This window comes from Bacteroidota bacterium, assembly GCA_016699695.1.
In the GTDB taxonomy this organism is placed as follows: Bacteria; Bacteroidota; Bacteroidia; order Bacteroidales; family UBA10428; genus UBA10428.
This window is the reverse complement of sequence record CP065006.1, coordinates 1,987,236-2,012,344: the sequence shown is the minus strand read 5'-3', so window position 1 is coordinate 2,012,344 and position 25,109 is coordinate 1,987,236. Positions and strand designations below refer to the sequence as shown.

18 protein-coding genes are annotated in these 25,109 nt (G+C 41.7%); 6 read left to right on the top strand and 12 right to left on the bottom strand.

All coding sequences use genetic code 11. The features are described 5' to 3' along the window. Positions 1–65: 65 nt before the first annotated feature. Positions 66–1,796: a glycoside hydrolase family 66 protein gene (locus IPM71_08560; GenBank protein ID QQS49671.1), complete on the bottom strand. Its 1,731-nt coding sequence runs from the start codon at positions 1,794–1,796 to the stop codon at positions 66–68. A gap of 299 nt (positions 1,797–2,095) precedes the next feature. After that, on the bottom strand, positions 2,096–4,123 hold the full coding sequence (locus IPM71_08555) for a glycoside hydrolase family 65 protein (GenBank protein ID QQS49670.1): 2,028 nt from the start codon (positions 4,121–4,123) through the stop codon (positions 2,096–2,098). 205 nt (positions 4,124–4,328) lie between these two features. Between IPM71_08555 and IPM71_08550 the strand changes: the two genes are divergently transcribed. Beyond that, entirely contained in the window at positions 4,329–5,843 is a 1,515-nt protein-coding gene (locus IPM71_08550) for a 2,3-bisphosphoglycerate-independent phosphoglycerate mutase (GenBank protein QQS49669.1), read from the top strand. Between the two features lie 71 nt (positions 5,844–5,914). On the opposite strand, the gene IPM71_08545 is transcribed toward IPM71_08550, so the two are convergent. From IPM71_08545 to IPM71_08525, 5 genes are all read right to left on the bottom strand, one after another. Beyond that, on the bottom strand, positions 5,915–6,688 hold the full coding sequence (locus IPM71_08545; GenBank protein QQS49668.1) for an SDR family oxidoreductase: 774 nt from the start codon (positions 6,686–6,688) through the stop codon (positions 5,915–5,917). 214 nt (positions 6,689–6,902) lie between these two features. After that, positions 6,903–10,286, bottom strand: a complete 3,384-nt coding sequence (locus tag IPM71_08540) for an efflux RND transporter permease subunit (protein QQS49667.1) — start codon at positions 10,284–10,286, stop codon at positions 6,903–6,905. Positions 10,287–10,318: 32 nt separating this feature from the next. Then, complete coding sequence (locus IPM71_08535; GenBank protein ID QQS49666.1) at positions 10,319–11,437, bottom strand: efflux RND transporter periplasmic adaptor subunit; 1,119 nt, start codon at positions 11,435–11,437, stop codon at positions 10,319–10,321. Positions 11,438–11,465: 28 nt separating this feature from the next. Then, positions 11,466–12,779, bottom strand: a complete 1,314-nt coding sequence (locus IPM71_08530) for a TolC family protein (protein ID QQS49665.1) — start codon at positions 12,777–12,779, stop codon at positions 11,466–11,468. A 12-nt stretch (positions 12,780–12,791) separates the two neighbouring features. Continuing rightward, complete coding sequence (locus tag IPM71_08525) at positions 12,792–13,385, bottom strand: TetR/AcrR family transcriptional regulator (GenBank protein QQS49664.1); 594 nt, start codon at positions 13,383–13,385, stop codon at positions 12,792–12,794. Positions 13,386–13,721: 336 nt separating this feature from the next. Between IPM71_08525 and IPM71_08520 the strand changes: the two genes are divergently transcribed. The 4 genes from IPM71_08520 (at position 13,722) to IPM71_08505 (ending at position 16,110) form a co-directional block, all read left to right on the top strand. Next, a complete protein-coding gene (locus IPM71_08520; GenBank protein ID QQS49663.1) occupies positions 13,722–14,093 on the top strand; it encodes a DUF1987 family protein in 372 nt (123 codons plus the stop codon). Positions 14,094–14,125: 32 nt separating this feature from the next. Continuing rightward, positions 14,126–14,512, top strand: coding sequence for a DUF1987 family protein (locus IPM71_08515; protein ID QQS49662.1), 387 nt, complete (start codon positions 14,126–14,128; stop codon positions 14,510–14,512). Between the two features lie 88 nt (positions 14,513–14,600). After that, positions 14,601–15,350 carry a sulfite exporter TauE/SafE family protein gene (locus IPM71_08510; protein ID QQS49661.1) on the top strand — a complete coding sequence of 250 codons (750 nt, stop codon included), beginning with the start codon at positions 14,601–14,603 and terminating at the stop codon, positions 15,348–15,350. A gap of 46 nt (positions 15,351–15,396) precedes the next feature. Continuing rightward, positions 15,397–16,110, top strand: a complete 714-nt coding sequence (locus tag IPM71_08505) for a DUF2807 domain-containing protein (protein QQS49660.1) — start codon at positions 15,397–15,399, stop codon at positions 16,108–16,110. Here the strand turns inward: IPM71_08505 and IPM71_08500 are convergent. Next, positions 16,107–16,778 (bottom strand): 2-C-methyl-D-erythritol 4-phosphate cytidylyltransferase, encoded by a 672-nt coding sequence (locus IPM71_08500; protein QQS49659.1) that lies wholly within the window; start codon positions 16,776–16,778, stop codon positions 16,107–16,109. The two genes, IPM71_08505 and IPM71_08500, sit on opposite strands and share 4 nt — an antisense overlap. Positions 16,779–16,980: 202 nt before the next feature. Here IPM71_08500 and IPM71_08495 point away from each other — a divergent pair, with 202 nt between their 5' ends. Beyond that, complete coding sequence (locus IPM71_08495) at positions 16,981–18,378, top strand: TonB-dependent receptor (protein ID QQS49658.1); 1,398 nt, start codon at positions 16,981–16,983, stop codon at positions 18,376–18,378. A 1-nt stretch (position 18,379) separates the two neighbouring features. Here the strand turns inward: IPM71_08495 and IPM71_08490 are convergent, their stop codons facing one another. The 4 genes from IPM71_08490 to IPM71_08475 all read right to left on the bottom strand — a co-directional run bounded on the left by IPM71_08490 (position 18,380) and on the right by IPM71_08475 (position 25,020). Continuing rightward, a complete protein-coding gene (locus IPM71_08490) occupies positions 18,380–19,615 on the bottom strand; it encodes a DEAD/DEAH box helicase (GenBank protein ID QQS49657.1) in 1,236 nt (411 codons plus the stop codon). A 49-nt stretch (positions 19,616–19,664) separates the two neighbouring features. Continuing rightward, the gene (locus IPM71_08485; GenBank protein QQS49656.1) at positions 19,665–21,929 is read right to left on the bottom strand and encodes a helix-turn-helix domain-containing protein; all 2,265 of its coding nucleotides are present in this window, start codon (positions 21,927–21,929) and stop codon (positions 19,665–19,667) included. Positions 21,930–22,012: 83 nt separating this feature from the next. Further along, a complete protein-coding gene (locus tag IPM71_08480; protein ID QQS49655.1) occupies positions 22,013–23,305 on the bottom strand; it encodes a BamA/TamA family outer membrane protein in 1,293 nt (430 codons plus the stop codon). A gap of 296 nt (positions 23,306–23,601) precedes the next feature. Continuing rightward, entirely contained in the window at positions 23,602–25,020 is a 1,419-nt protein-coding gene (locus IPM71_08475; GenBank protein QQS49654.1) for an alpha-amylase, read from the bottom strand. Between the last annotated feature and the right edge of the window lie 89 nt (positions 25,021–25,109).

The following is a 25,109-nucleotide window of genomic DNA, read 5'->3' as shown; positions in this document are numbered from 1 at the left end:
ATAAAGGCAGCCTCATTTTTTTATTGAATACGACAGGTTGAACTGGTTTAACCTTGATTATTTTGTTATTCGTATTCTGCCACTACCATGCTCCAATACTGAAGAATAGGAAGATTGAAAGTATAGGTATTACCAGATTGTTCAAATTCCAACACCTGTGCCGCACCATAGAGATAATCGGGCGATGCAAACCAAATATTTTTCACCGGTTTGCTCTCAGTAAAGGAGACCTCTATGTTATTTATTACCTCCGGATAGCTTTGAGCACCCAATTTATCTCTCCATTCGAGATGTATGGCATTGGTAAAATTAATTAAATGTATCACCTGGCAATGTTCAAAATCTTTTCCAAAAGTAGCCACTTTCCCTATTGCCGGTGGCCAGTTTTGCAAAACCACACGGCTCTCGTTAGAGCTTAGCTCTGGCATATTAAAACTGCCTCCATCGCGAAGAAGATTCTGATAAGCCACGAGAAAATCATAATACTGCATTAGAGGCTTTTTCAGGTCATCCTTCATTGTTAGGTTTTTATTGGGGAAATATTCTTTCCCGAGCATGTGCTCACCCAGTTCGAGATGGGCCCCTCCGTGAGAAAAAATCACCGCATTGGTCAGCAATACGCCCGGAGTATTAAAATATCCTGCATTGTTAGCCAGTTCATAATTCATATAAGCAGCCAACACGGTACTTAGCTTATTATTACTGTACCCATTGTTGTTTTTAATTAGCTGTGCCAGACTAGAATAATTTTCGTTGGGTCCCCAAACTTCTGTATACAAAAACTCTATCTGCGAATTGGCAATATCAGCCTGACCATACTGGTTCACAGCATTCATAATTAACTCTTTGGTGGGAGAACCGGTTTTCATGGCAGCAATAAACGATGCATAAGCCTGAGGAAGATTTACGGAATTGCCCCAGTAATCGTAACGTGCTCCCCTATCGCCCAGCTGATCGATGTGAAAGCCATCGAACTCGAGGGCCTGATAGACCCCTGTATTTTTTTCGGCCAGGTATTGCTGCCATCCTGTGTTGGCAGGATTAATTAAAAAAATGTCGCTTTTAAAGGGTGGCTTTGGTAAAGGGTGGTAGTCGATATTTGTATGCTGAGCATCGGAAAACAAATACCATTCGGGCAGCACTCCATCGCTGGCTGCATCGTCCAATGCTCCAAAGGCCAGATTATAAAACATTGCTTGCATGCGATGGGTATGAGCCAGATCAATATAGCTTTCGAGAGTAGCAAAATATACAGGCTTATTGATGATGTCATTCCAGACAGGCAATGGATTTTGAGTTGTTCCGGCAAGTGGGAAATGATGCTTGAATTGCCAATCGTAAAACTGCAGCCCATTGATGTGATGTCTGTTAAGAAATTTAATGACTTCCTGCATCTCTGATTGATCGAGGTTTCCAAAATCGGATAAAAAACCATAGCGTGGGAATTTCGACCACGACGAGGATACATCGATGCCAATAGTGGCCATTAGCTTTTCTCCTTCGCTACTATTGGTATATAATTCGGCCATATAGCCCTGAAAATCCTTTGATGAACATGTCCAGGTAAATGATTTACCCGATACTGCTATCTCCTGAATCATCACACCCAGTTGTCTGATCCTGCAAATACCCTCGAAGGTGCGGCTCAATTCAAATTTAACCTCGCTGCCGGGCAAGTAACTGGCTTTGTTGCAAGAAATTGTTATACTTTGGGTTACTGGCAAGGCAGGTGTTGGATCAGGCTTGCAGCAAGTGAGTAACACAAGCATAAAAAAAGAAAGAAGAAATTTCATCATTGTCAATACTATTATTGTGAGTTAGACCAAAATTGATCCGTTCGAGTGTTATTACAAATTAAAAAATATGATTAGCCTCGATTATACCAGTTACAACCTTATTATTATATCTTGCCCACGCTCACCCCTCTTTCCCCTAAAGGGGATGGCCCACGCGCTGTTCCTCGTAGGGAAGTAAAAAGTGCCTGTTGGCAAAAAAAGAATAAAGCTTGATATTACTATTAATACAGGCTTTTTTTTCTTACTGGTATGATAATGCCTATTCATATTAAAAAATAAGTATGATTAGAACCAGCACGCTATTGTTTTTGGTTTAGCACTCTGAAAGTAACTTTTTCAGGGCCTACACCAGTAATGGTAATCGATTTCCAATCTTTTGGTAAACAAGAGGTTTTCTGAACAATACCTTGGTCAGTAATTTCCATACCACCAAAACCATTCATAACTGCTTGAAGCATGCCGCCTGCTCCGGTAACAAAATAAGGGTTATCGCAGCTTTGGCATTCGGCAAGCACTCCAAAAGGAGGTCGCTGGTTTTCGGTATAACCCAACAGAAAATATCGATAAGCCTGATCGCATTGACCCAATCGGTTAGCAATCACCGAAAATATACTGTGCGTCATGGCAGGACCCATGTCTACCCTCTCTGAATAATAATCAAGGTCCTTTTTCATAATCACCGGGTCCGATACCAGTCCTAAGGGATAACTTAAAAGATTGGCATCGGCCTGTTTAATCAGCTCACCTTTGTAAGTAGCGTGTTCCCTTGTAGTGCCATCGGCAAAGGTGGGTATTACAAGCTTATTAGCAATTTCTACCCATTGACTGTTGGAGGGATAATTTAAAATCTCAGCAGCTTTATACGCTGCTTCGAGGACAATTTTTGCTGCACCATTTGTGAAGGAGTTGTTGTCGACATTTTCGGCATACTCATCAGCACAAACCACATTTCGTATTTCATATTCACCCTTATCATTCACCTCTGCACGGCTAATCCAAAAATCGGCCACTTCCTTCAACACCAAAAAACCTTTCTCTCTTAGCCAGACTGTGTCTGAGGTAACCAGGAAATAATTCCAAAACGCTATGCCCACATCGGCAGTTACGTGGTGTTCGAATGGACCGGTGAGCGCCCAAACCGGTGTTTCCTCGGTACCTTCAAAGGCCGATTCCCAGGGAAACATAGCTCCTTTGTAACCATGACTTTGAGCATTTTGCCTGGCTATTTCCAAACGATGGATTCGATAGTCGAGCATAGATTTTGCCATTTCCGGTTGCAGAAGCAGCAGTGGCGGAAACATCCATAACTCTGCATCCCAGAAAATATGCCCATTATAACCATTCGACGACAATCCCATCGGAGGTATACTTAATCCCGATTCTGACCTGATGGAGGAATAAAGGTTATAGATTGCAAACCGCACATCTCTTTGGGCATTGACATCGCCTTCGATAAAAATATCGCTCTGCCAAAGCTGATGCCACTCCTGTTGATGGAGTTGGACCAATTTTTCCTGCCCTGCCAGATAGGCAAACAGGGTAAGCCTTTTTGCCTCGTTAAACGGATCAGGGTGCCCCACCGAAGATGTAACTGAGCTCAGTAAGCTAAACCTGATTTCTTCCCCCTTAGTAAGGTTTGTGGTAAATCCAAATTTGGAAAAGGACGAATCGCTTTGTTTTATTTCTGCTACCTCAATACCCTGATCAGTGAAAAATGCATTCGAAGCAGCCAAATTAATCTTGCCCAACGGAGACCTGGCTTTAGCCGAATAAAGTGAAATGTGCTTTATTTTATCGAAAACAACTTCTGTAAGTTCGGCCGATTCAGAAGATGAAAAAGTATTGCTTATTTGCAAATTCTCCAGGCTTCTTAGAGCAGTAAGTTTTACCTGTGTGAAAAAAGTAAAGGGAAGATGTCTGAGAGCCAGTTGATGGTATTCTACCCGATAAAGATTTCCAAAATCAAAACGAGTAATAAGCGTGGCATTTTTCATGTCCAACACCTGCTCCCAATTATGAATCATGGTATCAGGCACCTGCGACAAAGCATAATTACCGGTTAAAATTTCAATTTCGCCCGAATTAATTCCCATGACAATATTGGTAACCCCTTCGCCCCTTCCATAACAATCGTATACTCCATTATGCAATACATAATTCAGCTGAAGCGGAATTGAAGCAGGAGTAATTCCAATCATTCCATTAGCAAGGGTAGGTGCATAATAGGGCTGACGATTTTTGGCCATTAATGTCCAGCCTTCAGTAAGCTCCTGTGATGTGCCAATCATTCGAAGAACAAGAAGTGTAAACAGAAAAATTGTGCGCATAGAAAAAAGTGTATCAATCGAAGGTAAATAAAAAAGCCAAAAATAGGAGATTGAATCGATAGTTTCCCTTCGAAAAAAGCCTTTAAGTATCTATAAACCTGGAATAATAGAAAACTTTACCGCATGTAATTTGTTATCGTTATATTTGCGCCTCGTTTCAACGATGCATACAATTCGACAATAAACAATCAAATAAACAGATAGAATGAACAAAGCAATATTGATGATCCTCGACGGATGGGGAAATGGTAACCATGGTAAAGGCGACATTGTATACCAGGCTAATACTCCCAACATCGACAAACTGATGAAAAATTACCCCACCTCACAATTGCTCACTTCGGGCGAAAATGTGGGTTTGCCCGATGGACAAATGGGAAACTCCGAAGTGGGGCACCTGAACATTGGTGCCGGACGTGTAGTTTACCAGGATCTGGTTCGCATTAACAAAGAGATTAAAGAAAATACCATTGCCTCTAACCCTGTTTTGGTAGAAGCCTATCAATATGCTCAAAAGAATAACAAATCGGTTCACTTTATCGGACTAATAGGCCCTGGCGGTGTGCATGCCATGAGCCATCATCTTTTTAAACTGGCCGATTTAACAGCCGATTATGGCCTTGAAAAAGTATATGTGCATTGCCTCACCGATGGCCGCGATACCGATCCCAGGAGCGGATTGGGTTATATGACTGAAGTGGTGAATCATCTTAAACATTCGAAGGTAAAAATTGCCTCGCTCATTGGCCGCTATTTTTCGATGGACCGCGACAAACGCTGGGAGCGCGTGAAACTGGGTTACGACCTGATGGTGTATGGAACGGGAACTCCTTCTACCGATGTGATTAAGTCAATTGAAGATTCTTATGCTGAAGGTGTTACCGACGAATTTATCAAACCCCTTGTGATGGTCGATGAAAAGGGTAAGCCTCTGGCCACCATTCAGGAAGGTGATGTAGTAATCTGCTTTAATTTCCGTACCGACCGCTTGCGCCAGATTACCACCGTGCTGACACAAAAAAACATGCCCGAACACGGAATGAAAACCATACCGCTGCATTATGTCACCATGTGCACCTACGACGAGAGTTTTAAAGGGGTGAACGTGATTTTTGAAAAAGACAATGTAGAAAATACAATTGGTGAAGTAGTGTCGAAAGCCGGGCTGAAACAAATACGTATTGCCGAAACCGAAAAATATGCCCACGTTACCTTTTTTATGAACGGGGGCCGCGAGGAAGAATTCCCCGGTGAAAAACGAATTTTAATTCAATCGCCCAAAGTTGCCACTTACGACCTGCAACCTGAGATGAGTGCCCCGGAAGTGCGTGACGCGATTGTAGCTGAACTAAACAAAGGTGAAGTGGATTTTGTGGCCCTGAACTTTGCCAATGGCGACATGGTTGGACATACCGGTGTGTATGAGGCCATAAAAAAAGCAATTGAAACAGTAGACCAATGCGTTGGAGCGGTTGTAGAAGCGGCCCAAAAAGGTGGTTATACCGCCATGATTATAGCCGACCACGGCAATGCCGACAATGCCCTAAACGAAGATGGATCGCCCAATACAGCGCACTCGTTAAACCCTGTGCCATGTATCCTGGTTAACAACCATTATAAAACAATAAAAAGTGGAATTCTGGCCGATGTGGCCCCTACCCTTTTAACCATAATGGGGCTTCCCATTCCGAAAGAGATGACAGGAAAGGTGTTGGTATAAAAAATAAGAGAGCAAATAATTGAAAAGCCGGTTTTTCAGAACCGGCTTTTTTTATATGCAATACCAAGGTATTAAAAGACACCTCTGATTACACCCCCATCGACCGCATACACCTGCCCGGTGATATAGTCAGATAAAGGCGAAAGCAGCCAGGCCGCCAGGGAGGCAAAATGCTCAGTAGAACCCGTTTTGTGCATGGGAATCCGTTCTTCAAGCAGCAAACGTGCCTGTTTTTTCGAAATATTTTCGTCTTTGGCTTTCTTATCAATGAGACGTTCTACGGCAGGAGTATAATGGTAGCCCGGAGCCAGCACATTGAATGTAACTCCTTTATCAGGCATTTCCTGAGAGAGGGTTTTCACAAATCCAACCACCGAAAGGCGCATGGAGGTGCTCAATACCAGGTTCTCGAGCGGCTGTTTTACCGAAGCGCTTTCGATGTAAAGCATGCGTCCAAAACCATTTTTTAGGAGAATGGGCAAAAAAGCCTGTGTAAGCTCCACTTTCCAGCGTAGAATTTTATGGTAGGCTTCGTCCCAATCGGTGAGTTTGGTTTCGACAAATTTCATGGCTGGCGGTCCTCCCGCATTGACTACCACACCGGATATAGTTTTGTTAGCGCTCTGTCTTAAGAGTTTTTCAATGGTAGTGCTTTGAGTAATGTCGCCGGCTAAAACATCGATTGAATCTGCAAAAGCATCATTCAATTCAATCAGCTTTTCCTCTTGCCTTGCGATAGCCAATACTTTTGCACCTTCGGCAATTAACAACTTTGTAATGGCCAAACCGAAACCGCTGGTAGCACCACATACAATGTAATATTTGTCTTTTATTTGTAAATCCATGGAGGTATATTTAGAGAGTAAACAAGCCAAAAGGATAAAGGTTTTTCATTTCCCCGAACTGATTATTTCAACTTATTTGCCAATTTAAAAAGCTGATGCAGTATAGCACAGTAATAATCCATCTAAATAAAAGGCTGTCTAAAATGAATCAGACAGCCTTTATTCATGTTCAAAAGAAATTTTTGTGTACTAGCTCAACACCATAGCTTTTGTTCTAATAATTGACTACTTCTCTGGTTCTGAGTTTTCGTAAAAATTTACGGCGTTTTATTCTCAATTTCCAGATGTAAAACATATAGTACATTACCGGAATAAATATCAGAGTAAGGAAGGTTGCAAAGGATAATCCAAAAATTATGGTCCAACCCAGCGATTTGAAAAACAAGCTACTGTCGCTACCCAAATGGATATTTGGCGAGAAATCGCGGAATAATCCAACAAAGTCAACATTAAGTCCAATACACAAAGGTATCAGACCCAATATCGTAGCAACAGCTGTTAAAATTACCGGTGTGATACGGGTTTTACCTCCCATGATAATTGCCTCGCGGGTTTTCATTCCCCGTTCTTTCAGTACATCGGTAAATTCTACGAGAAGAATTCCATTTCGAACGACTATTCCCGAGAGGGCAACAAGACCCATACCGTTCATAATCATGGAAAAAGGCATTCTAAAAATCGCAAGGCCAAGTAAAACCCCACTTACACTGAAAATAACTTCGGTAAGAATTATAAAAGGTTTACTGGTTGAGTTAAACTGCGTTATTAGTATAAACAATACCAGAAACATTGCAAACAGGAAGGCCTTTCCGAGAAATGCACCCGTTTCTTTCTGATCTTCTGTTTCACCGGTTAACGAAACTTCAATTCCTTCAGGAAGGTCAATTTTATTAAGCAGCTTTTGAATCTTAATATTCACCTCAGGCGAAGAATGTCCGGTAAAAATATTCGAAACCACTGTCACTACCCGTTTCGAGCTGATACGGTTAATACCCCCATAGGTACTGACATATTCAACAGAAGCTACCGACGAAAGCGGTATCTGACGCAGCAAGCCGGTATTCATATCGCGATAGGTGATTTTCAGGTTCATCAGGCGATCGATATTCTCACGTTGATACTCATTATAGCGCAATTGTATAGGGTATTGATCTTCGCCATCGCGGTATTTAGAAACCTCCACACCATTAATTGCTGTGCGTATCTCATTTCCAATCTGAGCAGTAGATATTCCTTCGCGATTGGCCCTGTCCCGGTCAATATTAATAACCAGTTCAGGCTTGTTGTTTTCAAATTTCGACTGCATTTTATCAAGACCTGGGATCTCTGCTGAATCGATTGCTTGAATGAGTTTATCGGTAGTGGCTAAAATCAGTTCCATATCTTCCCCGCTAATTTCGAGATTTACCGGTGCGCCTGTTGGTGGCCCTTTTGCTTCCTTTTCCACTGATATTTCAGCGCCAGGAATATCTTTCACAGCTACCCGGAAATCTTCGAGGTATTTGTTAGTCGATTCACCGTGACGTTTGGCAAATTCAACAAAATTCACTGTAACCTTTGCAAGGTGCGATTTTGTTCCTGCATCGAACCAGTCGCTCGAAGCATTGATAGCCACGTTGGTTATCACACTTTCTACAATTTTATTGTCAGGACCAATTACTTTCATGATCTTATTCTCCACGATAGAGGCAATAGAATCGGTGTATTTAACATCGGTACCTACAGGCAATTTAATATAGGTATGCACTATATTGGGTTCATTGTCGGGAAAAAAAACCAATTGGGGTTTGGAAGCACCATAAATTATAAATGATAGTATCAATAAAACTACCAGTGACCAAACCAGCATCTTAGGTCTTCGTTTTTGGAGAATCCATCTCAGCACTTTTTCATACTCATTGAGTATTCCTGGTATAATTTTATGCTGAAACTTTAGTAATACTTTGTACCCCCACTTATTGTGCAAGACATAGGAAAGGGCAAAAAACAAGGTTAAATTCGCCAGGAATGGCAAGCGGAAAAGATGAAGAAAGACTCCAGCACCTGCAACTATTAATCCTGTTCTATAGATCTTGCGATTAGGCACTTGTTGTGTTTCATCCTGGTGAGCCATAAAATCTACCGCAAATACAGGGTTGATAATATATGCAACTACCAATGACATTAAGAGGGCAAGAATAATTGTGATGGGAATGTAGAACATAAAATCGCCAACTACTCCAGGCCAGAATGTAAGTGGGAAGAAAGGAGCAAGGGTAGTGAGAGTACCCGAAAGAATGGGCATAAACACTTCGCCTGCAGCTTTCTTAGCTGCTGTTTTTATATCGAGCTTTTCGGCTTTAAAAATTCGGTGAGTATTCTCGATGACTACAATGGCATCGTCAACCACAATGCCCAAGGCAAAAATAAAGGAGAACATTACCAGCATGTTCATGGTAAAGTCGAGACCCGGAAGTAAGATATAACTCAGGGCCATTGCAAGTGGAATAGATAAGCCTACGAAAAATGCATTGGTAACACCCATAAAAAACATCAACACAATAAATACAAGAATGAATCCGAAAATTATGGTGTTGTTGAGGTCGAAAAGTAACAGGCGTGTGTATTTCGATTGATCACCTGTGATATCTACATTCAAGTCGTTAGGTATTTTAGTATCGCGGGCATCCTTTAAAATGGCGGCAATTTTCTCAGAAGCATCAAGAAGGTTCTCACCACTCTTTTTAATTACATTGAGTGTAATTACATTTTTACCGTTCATGCGTGAATAACTTTCCTGCTTTTTATGGCTGTCTTTAACCTCGGCAATATCTTTCAGCTTCACAATAGCGCCACTTGAAGAGATAAAGGAAATATTTTTAATGGTTTCGATATCGTTAAATTCTCCTACAACCCTCACGCTGCGGGTTAATCCCTGCATATCGATGTTACCACCGGAGATGGTCATATTTTCGTAACTAATGGCATTTTGGATTTCATAAAATGTTACGCTGGCTGCCTGCATTTTATACATATCCACATCGACCTGAATTTCGCGGTCGAGGGCACCTACTATGTCCACCCTTGTAATTTCCGGAAGTTCTTCGATCTGATCCTGAAGCATTTCGGCATATTCCTTTATCTTAGAAAGAGAATAGTCTCCTGAAAGGTTAATATACTGAATGGGCATATCGGCAAAATTTATTTCTGCAGCCTCTGGGTCGGCAGGTAAATCGTTGGGAAGGTCGTCTGCAGCTTTGTCTATTGCATCTTTCACCCTTTGTTTAGCCTCAGTAATTTCAACTTTAGTAGTAAACTCCACCGAAATCATCGAAAAGTCCTGCACCGATTTGCTCGACACCTTTTTCACATCGCGTATCGACTTCAATTCCTTCTCAAGTGGGCGGGTAACCAGGTTCTCAATATCAACGGGCGAAGCTCCAGGATAGATTGTTGTAACAAATACGGTAGGTATTATAATCTCCGGAATCTGTTCCTTGGGTATGTTTTTATAACTAAGTGCACCAAAAATGGCGATAATGATAGTAAGCATGTAAATACTCACCTTATTATCAATTGCCCAGCTGGTTGGCCAAAATTCTTTAAATTTCTTTTCCATTGTTTTTTCTGTTAGAATAATTGTGAAAAGGTTTATAAGCGTACATTTTCACCATCTTCAACTTCGAGATAGCCAAGTGTAATTAACTTATCGCCCACATTCAATCCGGATGTTATTTCGGCCATACCATTATAAATTTGACCAGTAATTACAACTTGCTTTACAGCTTTAAGCTCGTCGCCATTTTGCCTTGCGACATATACAAAATTGCTGTTTTGATCTTTCTGCACGTAGTTCACAGGCAGGATTATGGCATTTTCCTTTTTGTAGTCGTTAATTTTAAGCACAACAATCATATTGGCTTTCATTCCGGGATCTGACTCACGAAGCATAGCTTCAACACGGAAAGTGCGGTTTACCTGGTTAATAAAATTGCTGGCAAAATTTACATTCGCCTTTAAAGTTTTATCGATATCGGGCAGATACACATCTATATTATCACCGACTTTTATTTTTGAAGCATAGGCTTCGGCTACATCGGTTACCACTTTAATCTGTCCGAAGTTAACAACACGGCAAGCAGGAAATTGAGGTGAAGCCGACTGACCAATTTTAATGGACAAATCTTCTATTGTGCCGGAAATAGGCGACTTAATCTGCATCATTTCGAGCTGACGTTCAGCAGCTGCAAGTTGCGATTCGAGTGTTTCCTTGGTACTTTTTGCCTGTAAATACTGAACCTCTGAACCGATGTTCTGATCCCATAAACTTTTTTGTCTTTCGTACATGGTTGTTGCCAGTTCGAGGTTTGTTTTTAAACCTTTTATCTGTTCAACATAGGCAGCATCGTTCATTTTTGCCAATATCTGGCCTTTCGAAACTTTTTGACCAATTTTTACATATATCGCATCTATCACGCCCATTCCTTCAGGAAAAACGGCCACATTGTTATCGCCATCTAGCGAACCCTGCACTTCGATAAAATGTTCGAAGGTTTCAGCTTTTACTTCTTCAACAGCAATAAGTTGTGAGTCCTTATTCTTCTTATTCGTATCAAGCGTTGCAAGTTCAATCTCGAGTTTTGAAATCTCCTCTTCGATGGCCGAAATTTTGGCTTTTTTACTTTCAATTTGTTTTTTAATCGCTTCAGGACTTTTTGTATTGCAGCTCATTAGTAAAATCACTGCAACAAAGGGTATTAACTTTTTCATATTTTTTATTTTTCTGATTATTCTTTTTTTACAATTTGCTGTATGCTTTGTCGAGGGCTACTTTTGCGGTGAGCAATTCTTGTATGGAGGCTGCATAACTGATCTGGGCAGTTAAAAACTGAATATTGATCAAAGATTGCTCCAGACTCGATACCATGCCCAGCTTGAATTTCTCGTTTGTTTTATTCAATACTTTGGCAGAAAGTTCAAAATTAAGTTTCTCGTTTTCGTATTTTCTTAAAGCTGTCTGGTAATCAAATTTCGCTTGTTCGGCTGTCAATCTTAGTCCTTCAGAATTTTGCTCTTTTAATATCTGTGCCTTCTCATACTCAATCCTAGCCTGAGAAACTCTGGCAGCCCGTTGTCCGCTCTGAAGAATTGGCCAGCTTGCCGATACACCCAATACATGGTTAATGTTGGGACTAAAATCAGAAACTTCTGTTTGATCGGAATAGGCATAAAAGCCTGCAAGGGTAGGCAAGTAAGTCGACTTTTGGCGGTCCATATTAAGCTTTTGAAGATCCTCGGCGGTTTGCAAAATATTGAACTCGATATTTTCTTCGAGTACAAAATTGTAAGTGCTGTCGGAAATGATATTCGTTTGAATGAGGTATTCCAGCTTTTCTGTCAGCACAACCTCATCCTGATCCGTGAGCCCCAGCAAATATTTGAAAAGACGCTGCATGTATTGTATCTGATTGTCAATGGAAGTAAGATCGTTTTCAGTTCTTTTCACCGTAAGGCTAAGCTGATCGACCTCGGTATCTTCGACCAGTCCGGCCTGATAAGTTTTTTCGATCTGGCTTAAATTATCCTTAAGGTTGTCAAGGGTCTTTGAAAGTACCTCGCGGTTAGCCTGAAGTACAAGGATTCCATAATAAGTGCCGGCAACATTTTCGCGTAAATCTATCTTTACCTTTTCATAATTTTCTTCTGAAAAAGTGCGGTAAACCTTTGCTGCTTGTAAGCCTACAATGTATTCGCCACTGAAAATAAGCTGCGAAACTGTAGCACCATATTTTAAAGTATGCTCCGGCGCGATGGAAAAACTTATCATGTCTTCGGGGTTGGGTCCCATGGGTATGGAAATGCTTGGCGCATTGGGAATGAATTGGTAGTCGCTCGTGGCAGTTACTTGCGGAAGCCCAATGGCGGTAGTTTCCAGTATCTTCTTTCGCGCAATTTCAATATCCTTCTTTGCATTGACACTCAGGAAGTAATTCTCGATAGCATAATTCTGGGCCTCCACCAGAGAAAAGCTCATGATGGAATCGCTTTGCGCCGAAAGGTTCCCCAGCAGCAGGCTAAAACCCAGTATTCCAATAATTCTGTTCAAATTCATTGTTTTATAGCTTTATGTTATTTTCAATTTGTTCACTGTACTTTTCCAATAGCTTCTCCCCTGTCTTGTTAATGATGCCATGCAGGTGATAACGGCTGATTTGTATTCCTCCGGACTAAACACACCAGAATGAGGTATGTGTTCCAGTCTGGAAAAGATCACCCGGCTGATTATATCTTCGTTTAAATCGGAACGAAACACCCCCTCGGATTTGCCTTTGATCAGGTTCTGTCGGATACCCGGTAAAAAAAGCCTTTCGTATTCGTCTCTGATTTGGTCAAATAGTGCAGGATAATACTTTTGCAGGTCGTAATTAAATGGCTGACTCAGGTCGTTCAGGAAACTGTAGAGAAAAGTGTTGAGTCTGATCAACTGCAGTACCGCATCGCCGGGTTCGGCAAGAATGCCGAGAAAAACTTTTTTGTATTGCTGAAATTCGGCTTGTAATACCTGCCCTATGAGTTCGCTTTTATCACTTACCTGCTGATAGAGGGTTTTCTTCGACATACCTAATTCACGGGCAATGTCGTCCATCGAAACACTTTTTATCCCATAGTTTCGAAAGAGTTTTCCGACTTTATCGTGAAGTAGTTGCTGCGTCATCATGAACATGGCAAAGTAAACTTATAACTCGTTAGTAGTTTTTATAGTTTACCCCAAATCAAAAAATTACTCCAAAAACCATAAGGAGCAAATAAATTACCTGGGGATTAAAACTGAATTACTATAGTAAAAATTCAAAACGAAAATAGTTCATTCTGCAGTAAAAACAGAAATATATTTCGGTAAACAACAAGCTTCTATCGGTAAGTCGGGATAAACCTCACCTGAAAAAGCCAGTTGATGAATATCACCCATTCTATTTAATGTAAATCACTTACCGGCAGCCTGCATAAGCAAGCACAATATTCTATATTTAGCCATACCAAAAGAGAGAAGGCAATGTTAACTTACAGGATTGATGCGAAGAGGTATTCTCCAGAGGTTTTCATCGACAAAACCAACCAGCTTATCGAAATCTCAGGGTCATCGACACTTAAAAATACAAGCTGGTTTTATAGCAATGTCATGAAATGGGTTATTGCATTCAATGCCCGTTCAGAAAAGTTCACCACCATCAACATCAGGCTCGAAAAAATTAACGAAGAATCGGTAAAATGGATAACGTTAATTATGAAAAAACTACGCAGCCTGTTTCCCGACCAATTGATTACAATCAACTGGTATTACGAAAAAAGAAATGTACTGGTTCAGCTTAGTGGCGAACGTGTAAAACTCAATGCCAAAGTACCTGTAAATCTGATTGCTGCCTGATTGTTCTCGGATTGGGAATTTAACTCTGTTTTATGTTTTCAAAACCAAAAATAAAGGCTGCCACCATGTGGCTACCCGCGGTTGAAGTTAAAAAGAAACTAAAACGGGTGGTAGTAACCGGGCGCTCTCATATGTCTGATCCTGGCGAATATTACAATGAATTTGCCAATACCTTATCGGACCTGTTTACGGAATTCAACTACAATTTATTTCTCGACTTTCACTTCGATTATGTCAATACCGGTTCTTCGAAATGGTTGCTGTTTGTGCTGCAATACCTTGAGGCTATGCTCAAAGAAAAAGGCGGACAGATAGAGATTACCTGGAAATACGACAGCGACGACGAATCCATGCTTACTACCGGCGAATTATTTCGTTCAATCACCACCATTCCTTTGGTATTGAAAGAAGTGGATTAAACCCCCTTGTGTATTCCTGTTTCGCAAAATGTGCCCGAAATCAAGGGCAATCAGTAGAAAATTGTATCTACCTTTGCAAAAAGCCAAAATGGAGTTATTAGGTACCAGCTTCTCTTCATTTCAGATTTTTCTGTATTTCACTTGTGGCATTCTCATTGGTATGTCAAAGACCGGGTTATCGGGAGCCGGATTATTGGTGGTTCCCATCATGGCAAGCCTCTTTGGTGGTAAAACCTCTACCGGCATTCTTTTACCCATACTTATTATGGCCGATGTGTTTGCAGTGTATTATTACCACCGGCATGCACAGTGGCGTTACATTTTTATCGCCCTTCCCTGGGCAGTAGCAGGCGTTATACTAGGAACTCTATTTGGTGCCTCGGTGAACGATGATCTTTTTAAAAACATTCTGGCTATAATTATTCTCACATCCATTGGATTAATGCTTTGGCTGGATTTCAGAAGTAAGCAGCCTACTATACCTGATACCTGGTGGTTTGGTGCCCTGCTGGGTTTAATTGGTGGTTTCGCCACTATGGTAGGCAACGCATCAGGACCTATCATGGCACTCTACCTACTCTCGATGCACCTACAAAAAAACAGCTACATTGGCACAGCAGCATGGTTCTTTTTTATAATCAATTTAATAAAGGTACCTTTTCATGTGTTTGCCTGGCATACCATTACTCCCGAAACCCTTCAAATCAATCTGATGGTTTTACCGGCCATTGGATTAGGCGTTATCGCCGGTATAAAGCTTATAAAACTTTTTCCCGAAAAAGCATATCGCTACTTTATCGTTTTCACTACATGCCTGGCAGCAGTTTTTCTGTTCTAAAGCAATAAACACTGTTGTATATTTGTTTCTACTAAAAAATGATATTATGAACACAACTTATATTAAAGTCCTGTTTCGAAAAATTATCGTTTATTCTTTTGCCTTCATATTGTGTCTTTTTCCACTGCTTCTTGAGGGACAAATTGAAACAAGTTGCGAAAAATCGAATTCCTTTACTAAACTTGTTGTAACCGGCAACATTAGCATAAGTCTCGAAAGGGGTGAGGAAGCTCAAATATGCGGGCTTGCAGGCACCAATCCGTCCGACCTTCAGATAAGCATTAGCGGGAATACCTTGCGAATTAGCCGGATTTCGGGAAAAAAATACGAAAAGCAACCTAACCTGAAAATTATCTTTACTACCTTAAATACTATAGAAGGCTACTCCAAAGCCGATATCAGTACCCTGAACCTCATTAAATCAGATAGCCTAAGGATTGAATTAAAGAATGGCTCGGTGTTTTATGCCGATTGTGATATAAAATACCTCCATGCCAATATCATAGAAGGATCGCTTCTTACCATAAAAGGTTATGCCGTAGAACAACAGATACAGGCAAACGGAAAAGCTACTTTTAATGGATTTGAACTCGAGGGTACCACTGCAGAGGTAAAAACAGCCACCGGTGGAATTGCCAAAGTGAACATCGAAAAAAGCCTTACAGGCACTAGTTCTTCAGGCGGACATATTGCCTACAAAGGAAAACCCCAGGTTGACATTAAACAAAGCATGGGCGGAAAAGTTGTAGACGAAAATTAAGTAAACAAACCTGCAAAGACATTTGCCATCAGTAAATCTTGCGGAGTAGTAATTTTAATATTCTCGCGGTTGCCCTCAAACAAACTCACTAAAAAACCAGCCGATTCCACCACCGAAGCATCATCGGTAAAGCTTTCGCGGTAGTTTTGTTCATAAGCTTTAAGCAGAATATCCGTTTGAAAAACCTGTGGTGTTTGCACCAGTCGGTAATTTTGCCTCCATACAGTAATAGATTGCGATCCCTTAATCTCGCGCAAAGTATCGTGCAGATCAATCACTGGCACTACGGCACCCTTTGTTATCGCCAGGTCAAAACCACGTTTTATGGTTTCGGGGCTTACAAAAGGCCTTACCCCATCGTGTATGGCAACCAGGCTGCCTGGCAGCAAATCGTACAAGCCATTCTTTACCGAGGCAAAGCGGGTATCTCCCCCTTCGTAAACCTTGTGATCGATTGTAAAATTGTGATTTTGCTGCAGCTTGTTCCACAATTGAATCTGGTTGCCTGGTAGCACCAACCGAATTTCGATTTGCGGATTGAAAGTATAAAAACGCTTGAGGGTATGCATAAGCACAGGCAATCCGGCTACTTCGATAAACTGTTTCGGAAGCTCGCTTTGCATGCGGTTTCCGACCCCTCCTGCTACAACAATTACGGTTTGATGCATATTAATTATTCAAGCCTTCGAAGATAAGTTTTTTAATTCTTGCTTAAATAGATCCATTGAATTTATATCGTGCCTTTGTTACTGAAATAGCTGCATTCTTGCAAGGATATTAGGGTCGATGATTGTAACTTAGTATGGTAATAATAACACCTGAAACTTTTGATGGAATATATTTCTTTAGTTTTTTAAATGTCTCAACCCAATGGCAGGAACACTCGAAAAAGCCCTGAAAATAAACCTCGATCCCCGTATTTATGGCACTCTGGCAGAAATAGGTGCCGGCCAGGAAGTTGCACGTAATCTTTTTTTGGCTGGAGCAGCTTCAGGAACCATAGCCAAAACCATGTCGGCCTACGACATGCAGTTCAGCGATGCCATATATGGAGCCGAACCCGACGGGCGTTATGTCTGCTATTCGCGGGTAAACAAAATGCTCGACTGCGAATACAAGCTTGTGCTGGAACGCCTTGAGAATCATAGGCCCGAGAATACAACCTTTTTTTCCTTTGCAGACACTGTTACCACAAAAAGTCAGAAAAACCAGCGCGATGGGCATGGCTGGATGGGAATCAAATTTCAGACCGACCCTATGTCGGAACCCAATAAAATAATCCTGCACATCCGCTTGCACGAAAACTCGAATGTACAACAACAGCAAATTCTCGGTGTATTAGGTATCAACCTCATTTATGCAGCCTATTTTTTAAGCCAACAACCCACACAATGCATCGATACACTGCTCGAGAACATTGCCGAAGGAAGCATAGAAATTGATATGATTGAGTTTCTTGGGCCTGTTTTCAAAAAAACAGACAATAGGCTGATGGCGCTTCACCTCGTAAAATCGGGACTCACCCGGTCGGTATTTTTTACCCGACAGGGAAAACCAATTCAGGGAGCCGATCTTTTATACCGAAAGAATATACTTGTATTACGGGGTAGTTACCGACCTTTTACACTTGTGCACGAAAACATGATTGCTTGTGCCAAACAAGCCTTTATGCAACGTAACGGTTTTGGAGAAGATGAAATTGTGGTATTACCCGAATTGTCTATGTCGCACCTGTTGGCCTTTGGAACCCTTGATATAGACGATTTTCTGGGTCGTGTGGATACGCTCAATGCCATGGGAATGGCTGTGCAGATCAGCGATTTTGCCAATTTTCATTCGCTGAAAGTGCACCTGGCACAGTTTTCTACTGAACGCATCTCTTTGGCCATAGGCATAAAAAATGTCTCCGAAATATTTTCTGAACAGAATTATACCGAACTGGCAGGGGGTATGGTAGAAGGCCTCGGAAAGCTTTTCTCAAATGGTTCGAATCTGTACGTTTATCCGAAGCGGCTTAAAACAGAAGAAATCAGAGAACTGGATCAGATGGTATTCGACGACCAGGTTGAACATCTTTTCCAATATTTTTTTACCACAAACAGGTTAATCGCATTAAAACAATATAACCCTAAGCTAATAAACATTTATACCCACGATCTGCGTGCAGCAATGTCTTCGGGCGACCCTTCGTGGCAAGAAAAAATACCTGCTCCTGTGGCCGAAATCATTCTTTCAAAGAAACTATTTGGCATTCGGAAAACCCAGTAGATTACTTCTTTTTCTTTTTCCTTCTGTTGCCTTTCTCTTCCTCCGCTTCGCGCATGAGGGTTTTCCAGTCGGCGTGACTGTCCTGACTGGCAGCGATGGTATCGTGGTAAGTCATGGTATCGATTTCGAGCACAGCGACCGAATGGCCCAGGTAATTCTCTATTTCCAGTAACAGGGATTTTTCTTCTTCGCTGCAAAACGAGATGGCCCTGCCCCTTCGACTGCCCCGTCCCGTTCGGCCAACCCTGTGCACATAGTTTTCGGTTTGTTCCGGCAAGTCATAATTCACCACATAATCTACCTCCGAAATATCGATACCGCGCGCACTAACATCGGTAGCAATGAGCACCTTGGTTTTTCCGGTGCGGAAATCGGCCATTATCTGTGCCCGCTGTTCCTGCTCTTTATCGCCATGTATGGTTTTCGAAACAACACCTATACGCTCCATGGCAGCACAAACACGTTCGGCCCTTACTTTGGTGCGCACAAAAACCAATATTTTAGTTTCGGGATTTTCGTTGATGAGCCTCTCGAGAAAAAATCGTTTATCGTCCATTTTTATGAATGTCACAAAATGGTCGATGTTGCGTGCTACCGGGTCTTTAGGCGATATCTGGATACGAATGGGGTTGGTTACAAGTGAGTAAGCCAATTTTTTTATGGATTCGTCGATGGTAGCTGAAAAGAAAAGCGTTTGCCGGCCCTTTGGTAACATTTTTACGAGTTGCCGTATATCGTTAATAAAACCCAGGTCGAGCATATGATCGGCCTCATCCAATACCAGTACTTCAACCCTGTTCAGTTTCAAGTGACCCTGGCTCACCAGGTCGAACATGCGGCCAGGAGTTGCTACCAGAATATCAAAGCCTTTTTCCAACATGTCAATCTGCGGTTGCTGGTCGACACCACCATGGATACAAAATGTTTTAACTGCAGTTCCCTTTGCCACCTGATCGAAAACACTTGCTATTTGTAAGGCAAGCTCGTGGGTAGGGACCATTACAATGCACCTGATGCCATCGGGCCTTCGGGCATTCTTTTTTCCTTCGATGTTGTTAATTACCGGAATGGCAAAAGCAGCTGTTTTTCCAGTGCCGGTTTGGGCAATGGCCAAAACGTCTTCGCCGTTTAGGATGTGCGGTATTGCTTTGAATTGTATGTCGGTAGGCCGGCGAAAACCTGCTTCGACCAGGTTACTTTTTATGCGGGGGGCAATATGGTAGTCTTCGAATTTCATGCTGCAAAGATAGAACTGTCCTTGCTACTTTTATCATGGGTCAGAGCTTTTAATTCAATGCCTGTTCCCGTTCGGCCATGATGGCTGCCACCGCCATGCGCAGTTCGGTATAAGAATAGCTGCTGTCAAGTTCTTCTTTCAGGGGTGCCAGGTTCACTGTTTCAAGCTCGTCAACCATTTTTCGAACTGCCTGCAAACGCTGCGGACTGATAAAATTTTGCACCCCGATAGTTCCGAGCCTTACATAATGTGCCAGATGCCCTTCGATGGTTGTTTGCGAAAAACCTCGTTCGATGGCAATTTCATTTATCGATTTCCCTTTTTGATAAAGTTCAAAACTCACAGCTTTGCTATCGATTTTTTCTTTTTTGTCTTTTTTAAGTTTTGCCTTTCGCGGTGGCTTGGTTACCTTTTCTCTTTTGATTTTCCTTTCCGGCACGGACCTTTGCAGCTTATCTTTTGTGAATTCGCTTTTTGCCATGGAAGCCTCCAGAAGCGAAACAGCTTTATAAATATGCTGAATCTGACGCTGAAAAAGGGCATCGAGTTCGTAGAGATCGTTTCGATACTTTTTAATGCCCTTTTCGTTTCCTAATTCCATTATATGCTCATAAACCTTGTCTGATATTGCCTGCAAACGAGGTTCGAAATACGTTTTTGCCGCATTGAGGCGTTCGAGCAAATAAGAATACTGCGCTTCTTCGTCAGTAAGAATAGTATGTATCTGTCGGGTAAATGACTGTGCTGTTTGTTGCAAAGGCATCGCAATCTGAAGAATTCCCGAAGCCCATTCTTTGTATTGCTGTTTTAGCGAACGGTTTTCTTCTTTGTTGTAGCTTGCCAGGTGAAAGGATAATTCCCTACTCAGATAACTAAAATCGAAAGCTTGAGAAATAACACTTTGCAGGTATTTTCTGGTTTCCTGTACAAAGATAGTTTGCAAGTGCCCGGGTTCGGATTTTAAGATGGAGAACTCACTTAATGCACTATCAGGCTGAAGAAGGTTTCGGGGTATAGGAGAAGACAATACCAGTCCATCGAGTGAGGTAAGGCGCGAGAGGGCAACATAAATCTGACCCGGAGCAAAGGCGTTCTCCACATCGATAATGGCTTTCTCGAAGGTAAGTCCCTGACTTTTATGCACGGTAATAGCCCAGGCCAGTTTGATCGGAAAATGTTTAAACCTTCCCACTACCGTTTCGTCGATGGCATTGGTTTCTTTGTTGAGAGAAAATTTTTTATTTTCCCAGGTGTAGGGCTCTATCATTACGGGGTCTGTTCCATCGCTAAAACTCACGATTATTTCGTCTTTTTTAAGCGAACTTACGCGGCCAATTTTACCATTAAAAAAACGCTGCTCGCCGGAGTAATCGTTTTTAAGCATCATTACCTGAGCCCCTTGTTTCAATACCAGTTTTTTATCCACCGGATAGAGGTACTCACTGAAATCGCCTTCTACTTCTGCTTCGAACTGAAAGGAAGTCGCTTTTAGTTTTTGAAGGGTCTCGAGATTTTTGGCATCGGCAATACGGTTATGGGTGGTAAGCAAGACATAACCATCGAATTCGCTCTGGCCAAAATCCGGAATAAAATGCGTGTTAAGCAATTCAAAATCGACATTAGTACAACAATTATCACGCAGGTTATTGAGAAGCTGAATAAAAACCGGATCGGATTGCCTGTATATTTTATCGAGTTCGATATACAAAGGGGGCTGTTGCTGCAAAACCTTCGCATTAAAAAAATGCATGCCTTTGTAATATAACGATAAATGTCGCCACTCTTCGTCTTTTACAACTGGCGGAAGCTGAAGCAGGTCGCCAATGAACAATACCTGAACGCCGCCAAAAGCCTGGTTGCGGTTGTAGCGCACATGCCGGAGAATAACATCGATGGCATCGAGCAAATCGGCACGAAGCATACTTACTTCATCGATAATAAGTAGCTCCAGTTCGCGCAGCATATTGCGCTTGGCTTTGTTCATCTGAAACGACTGAAGCAAAGATTTTGGCGTATGCAATGCTATTGAAGAATGTGAATCGGAAAGGGTTTTGTCGAGGGGAATAAAACTGGCAAAGGGCAACTGAAAAAGTGAGTGAAGCGTCACACCTCCTGCATTGATAGCGGCAATTCCCGTTGGAGCAGCAACTATGGCATTTTTGTGCGTGCGACTGACAATATCGCGAATAAAAGTTGTTTTTCCGGTTCCGGCTTTTCCGGTAAGAAAGATGGTGCGGCTTGTCTGATTCACAAACCTCGCTGCCACTTGAACTATTTGATCGGAAGAAACCTGCATAACGAAAGGGATAGGCACAAAAACTTAATTTTCTGTGCGACAGGCAAGATACAAATTTCGTAAAACATCACGTTTCGACCTTAAAGAAAAAAAGCATTTCGTTAGAAAGTATATCCAAATCCTACATAAACCGATTGGTTTCCGGCTTCCTGATTAAGCGGTGCGGCATAGTCAATGCCAATTACAATGTTTTCGTTCATCACCAGTTTGCCTCCAATGCCACCGGCAGAATACCAGCCTTGATAAGAGTCGCGGAAATATTTTTCCCGATCTGATGCGGTAACGGAAGAAAAATCGATTGGGTATGGTTCGAGAATAAGTCCTGTATGGAAAATAGGCACCAGGGAAATGTGCCAATTCTGATTCAAAAACCTAAATTCAAATAATCTGGCACGTAGTTCGAAATTGCTCAATGCCATTTTTCGGCCCACAGCTCTATTTTGCAATATACCCCAAATCGTCCCAAAGCCCTCGCCTACTACCCCAAAAGCACCGCCATAACCTTCAATTCCATCGGCCAACACCTGACGGGTGTAAAAAGGGAGGTTTCCAAAACTTGCATCGTATCGCAAGCGGTATGCAAAGGATACGCGATCGGGTAAAAGTGTAAAGAATTGATGATGCTTTATGGATAATTGCAGCGCAGTAGTAGGATTACCAGCCTGTTCGGGCGAGAAACGCAATGTGGTTTCTACCCATGTTCCCTTCATCGGGTTTGTAAGGCGGTCGCGTGTATCGTATGACAAACCTGCCTGAATAGAATTGGCCCATCCGCCCTCTTTCTCCTCTTCAGCAATCAGCTGCCATTCAATATACTTGTCGTAAAGTGTAGGAGCATCGACATAAATGCCATTGGGTTTATTGTTTTTATTGAGCTGATCGAAATCAACGCGGTTAATCTGATAGTAAGCTAAATTGAATCCCAAATTCCACTTGAAATCTGATAAACCAAACTGATCCTGCAATTGAAACTCGAAGTGGCTGCGCGATTGCTGGTAATAATAAAATGCCGAGGTATTAAAAACATTGGAATTTGGATCTTCAAAGGCCTGGTTGTATTGAGTCTGGTAACCATTATAGCCATAAAAAGGATAAAGTTGTGAAAGGCTATAACCCATTTTACCAGAATAATTAAGGTTACCATATCGCTTGTAGCGCAAGGACAAATTTGTTTTTCCCTTGGTACCATGCGCCAGGTTCAGATTAAAAAATTGCTTGTAATCCGGATATTTTTCGCCGGTGCCATAATCGAACAATGTGGCATTGATGCCCAGGTAAATTCCTACCACCGGGTCCACTCTGAATTCGGGAAAGGGTGCCAGATTGTAACCAACTTTAGGCTTGGATTTTTCGCGGGTGTTTCCTTCGGGATTAACTGAATTTTCATCCTCCATTGAAAGTGTAAATACACTAAATGGTATTGAGAAGAAAAATAAAGAGAAGAAAAAGATAAGCCGAAACAAACTCATTTTATTTGCTACCTGATTGGAATTGTTTTTCAGAACGTAAAGATTAAAAAATAGTTCCGATTATACACCTACAAAACTTTAGACAAGGTGCAAATTAGGTATTTAAAGAACAGCCTAATGAGTATTCTTACCCATTAGGCTGCGCAAGGTTTACGAAAACAATACTTCATCAAATAAGTTTGTACTTTTAAGGCAGTACAAAACCTGAAGTTTACAAAACCTCAATTTTCAGGGGTCACATGCAACACACGGTATTCCCATTGAGCTAGTGTAATGCTAACAGAAGGAGCCACTTCAACCACCGTATCGGAAAAAAGCTCGGTATAACTTCCTTCGAAACCAGTTCCGGTAAATTCAAAACTTACTTGCTGTGCAGAAAGATTGAAATAGGCAAAGACTTTATGCTCATCTTTCTGACGATAAATGGCAAAAACCTTCGTATTGGCTGTGGTGTTGATACGTTGTGGATCTCCACCTTCGGTACCATTCCAGAGAGCTTTGTTATTTTTCTTGAGATCAAGCAGCGAAGTATATAAGCTCTTGTTGCTATGTTCGTTCCAGGGTATAAGGTCTTTCTCAAAAAATTGGAACCTTTTGTTTAAGCCGGCTTCCTGCCCGCTGTAAATCATGGGCATACCAAAGAGCGTATGTGTAAGTGATGCAAAAGTAGGTGCCGAAACCCCGTATTGTTCTGCGTCGGTTCCTACCCAAGAATTCTCGTCGTGGTTAGAAGTAAAATACAGTCTGTACTCTCCAGAATAATTTGTGAGCTCTGTGGTTAAAAAATTATCGAGTGCCGAAACATTCTTTGTGCCCTCATAAATGCCGGTTAAAATGCCACCCTCGAAACCATGAAGGCTCCAGGCATAAGTCATATCGAAGCCATTATTATGGTATTTGGTGCCTTCTCCTTCGGCCAACATCAATAAATCGGGGCGAAGTTTTTTAAGCGAATCGTTGGCTGCTTTCCAGAAATCGAGTGGAACAAAATCCACTGCATCGCAACGGAAGCCATCGATACCGGCTTCTTTTACCCAAAATTCCATCGATTCAATCATGTAAGCACGTAAATCGCGGTTGGCATAGTTCAACTCAATCACATCCGACCAATTGGTTCCGGGTGGTGGTATAAACTCACCGGAAGTATTGGTGACATAAAATTCCGGATGCGCAGTGGTCAGCACGTTGTCCCAGGAAGTATGGTTAGCCACCCAGTCGATGACCACATACATACCCGCATCATGAATAGCCTCAACCAGCTCCTTAAAATCAGTCATATTGCCAAACTCAGGATTAATTGCCTGGTAGTTAGAAATTGAATAATAACTACCCAGGCTTCCCAGTCTTTTTTCAACCCCAATCGGATTTATGGGCATGAGCCAGAGAATGCCAACACCCATTTCTTTTAACCGGGGAAGATGAGCAGCGAAAGCATCAAAAGTACCTTCAGGAGTGTATTGCCGGATATTCACTTCGTAAAGACCCTTGTTGTAACTCCATTCCTGATGATGAGTATAAGAAATTATATCAGTGGTATCGACAGGCTCTCCGGGTTCATCCACAGGAGGCAGATTTTCATTGTTCTTTTCACATGCCACAAAGAAGGGTAAGAGAGCTATTAAATAAATCAACCTTTTCATAATAGTATATTTTATAGGTACACTACAAAGTAAACTCTCTGTTCTACGAATAGAAAAATATATAGGCCTGATATGGCTACAGACAGTAA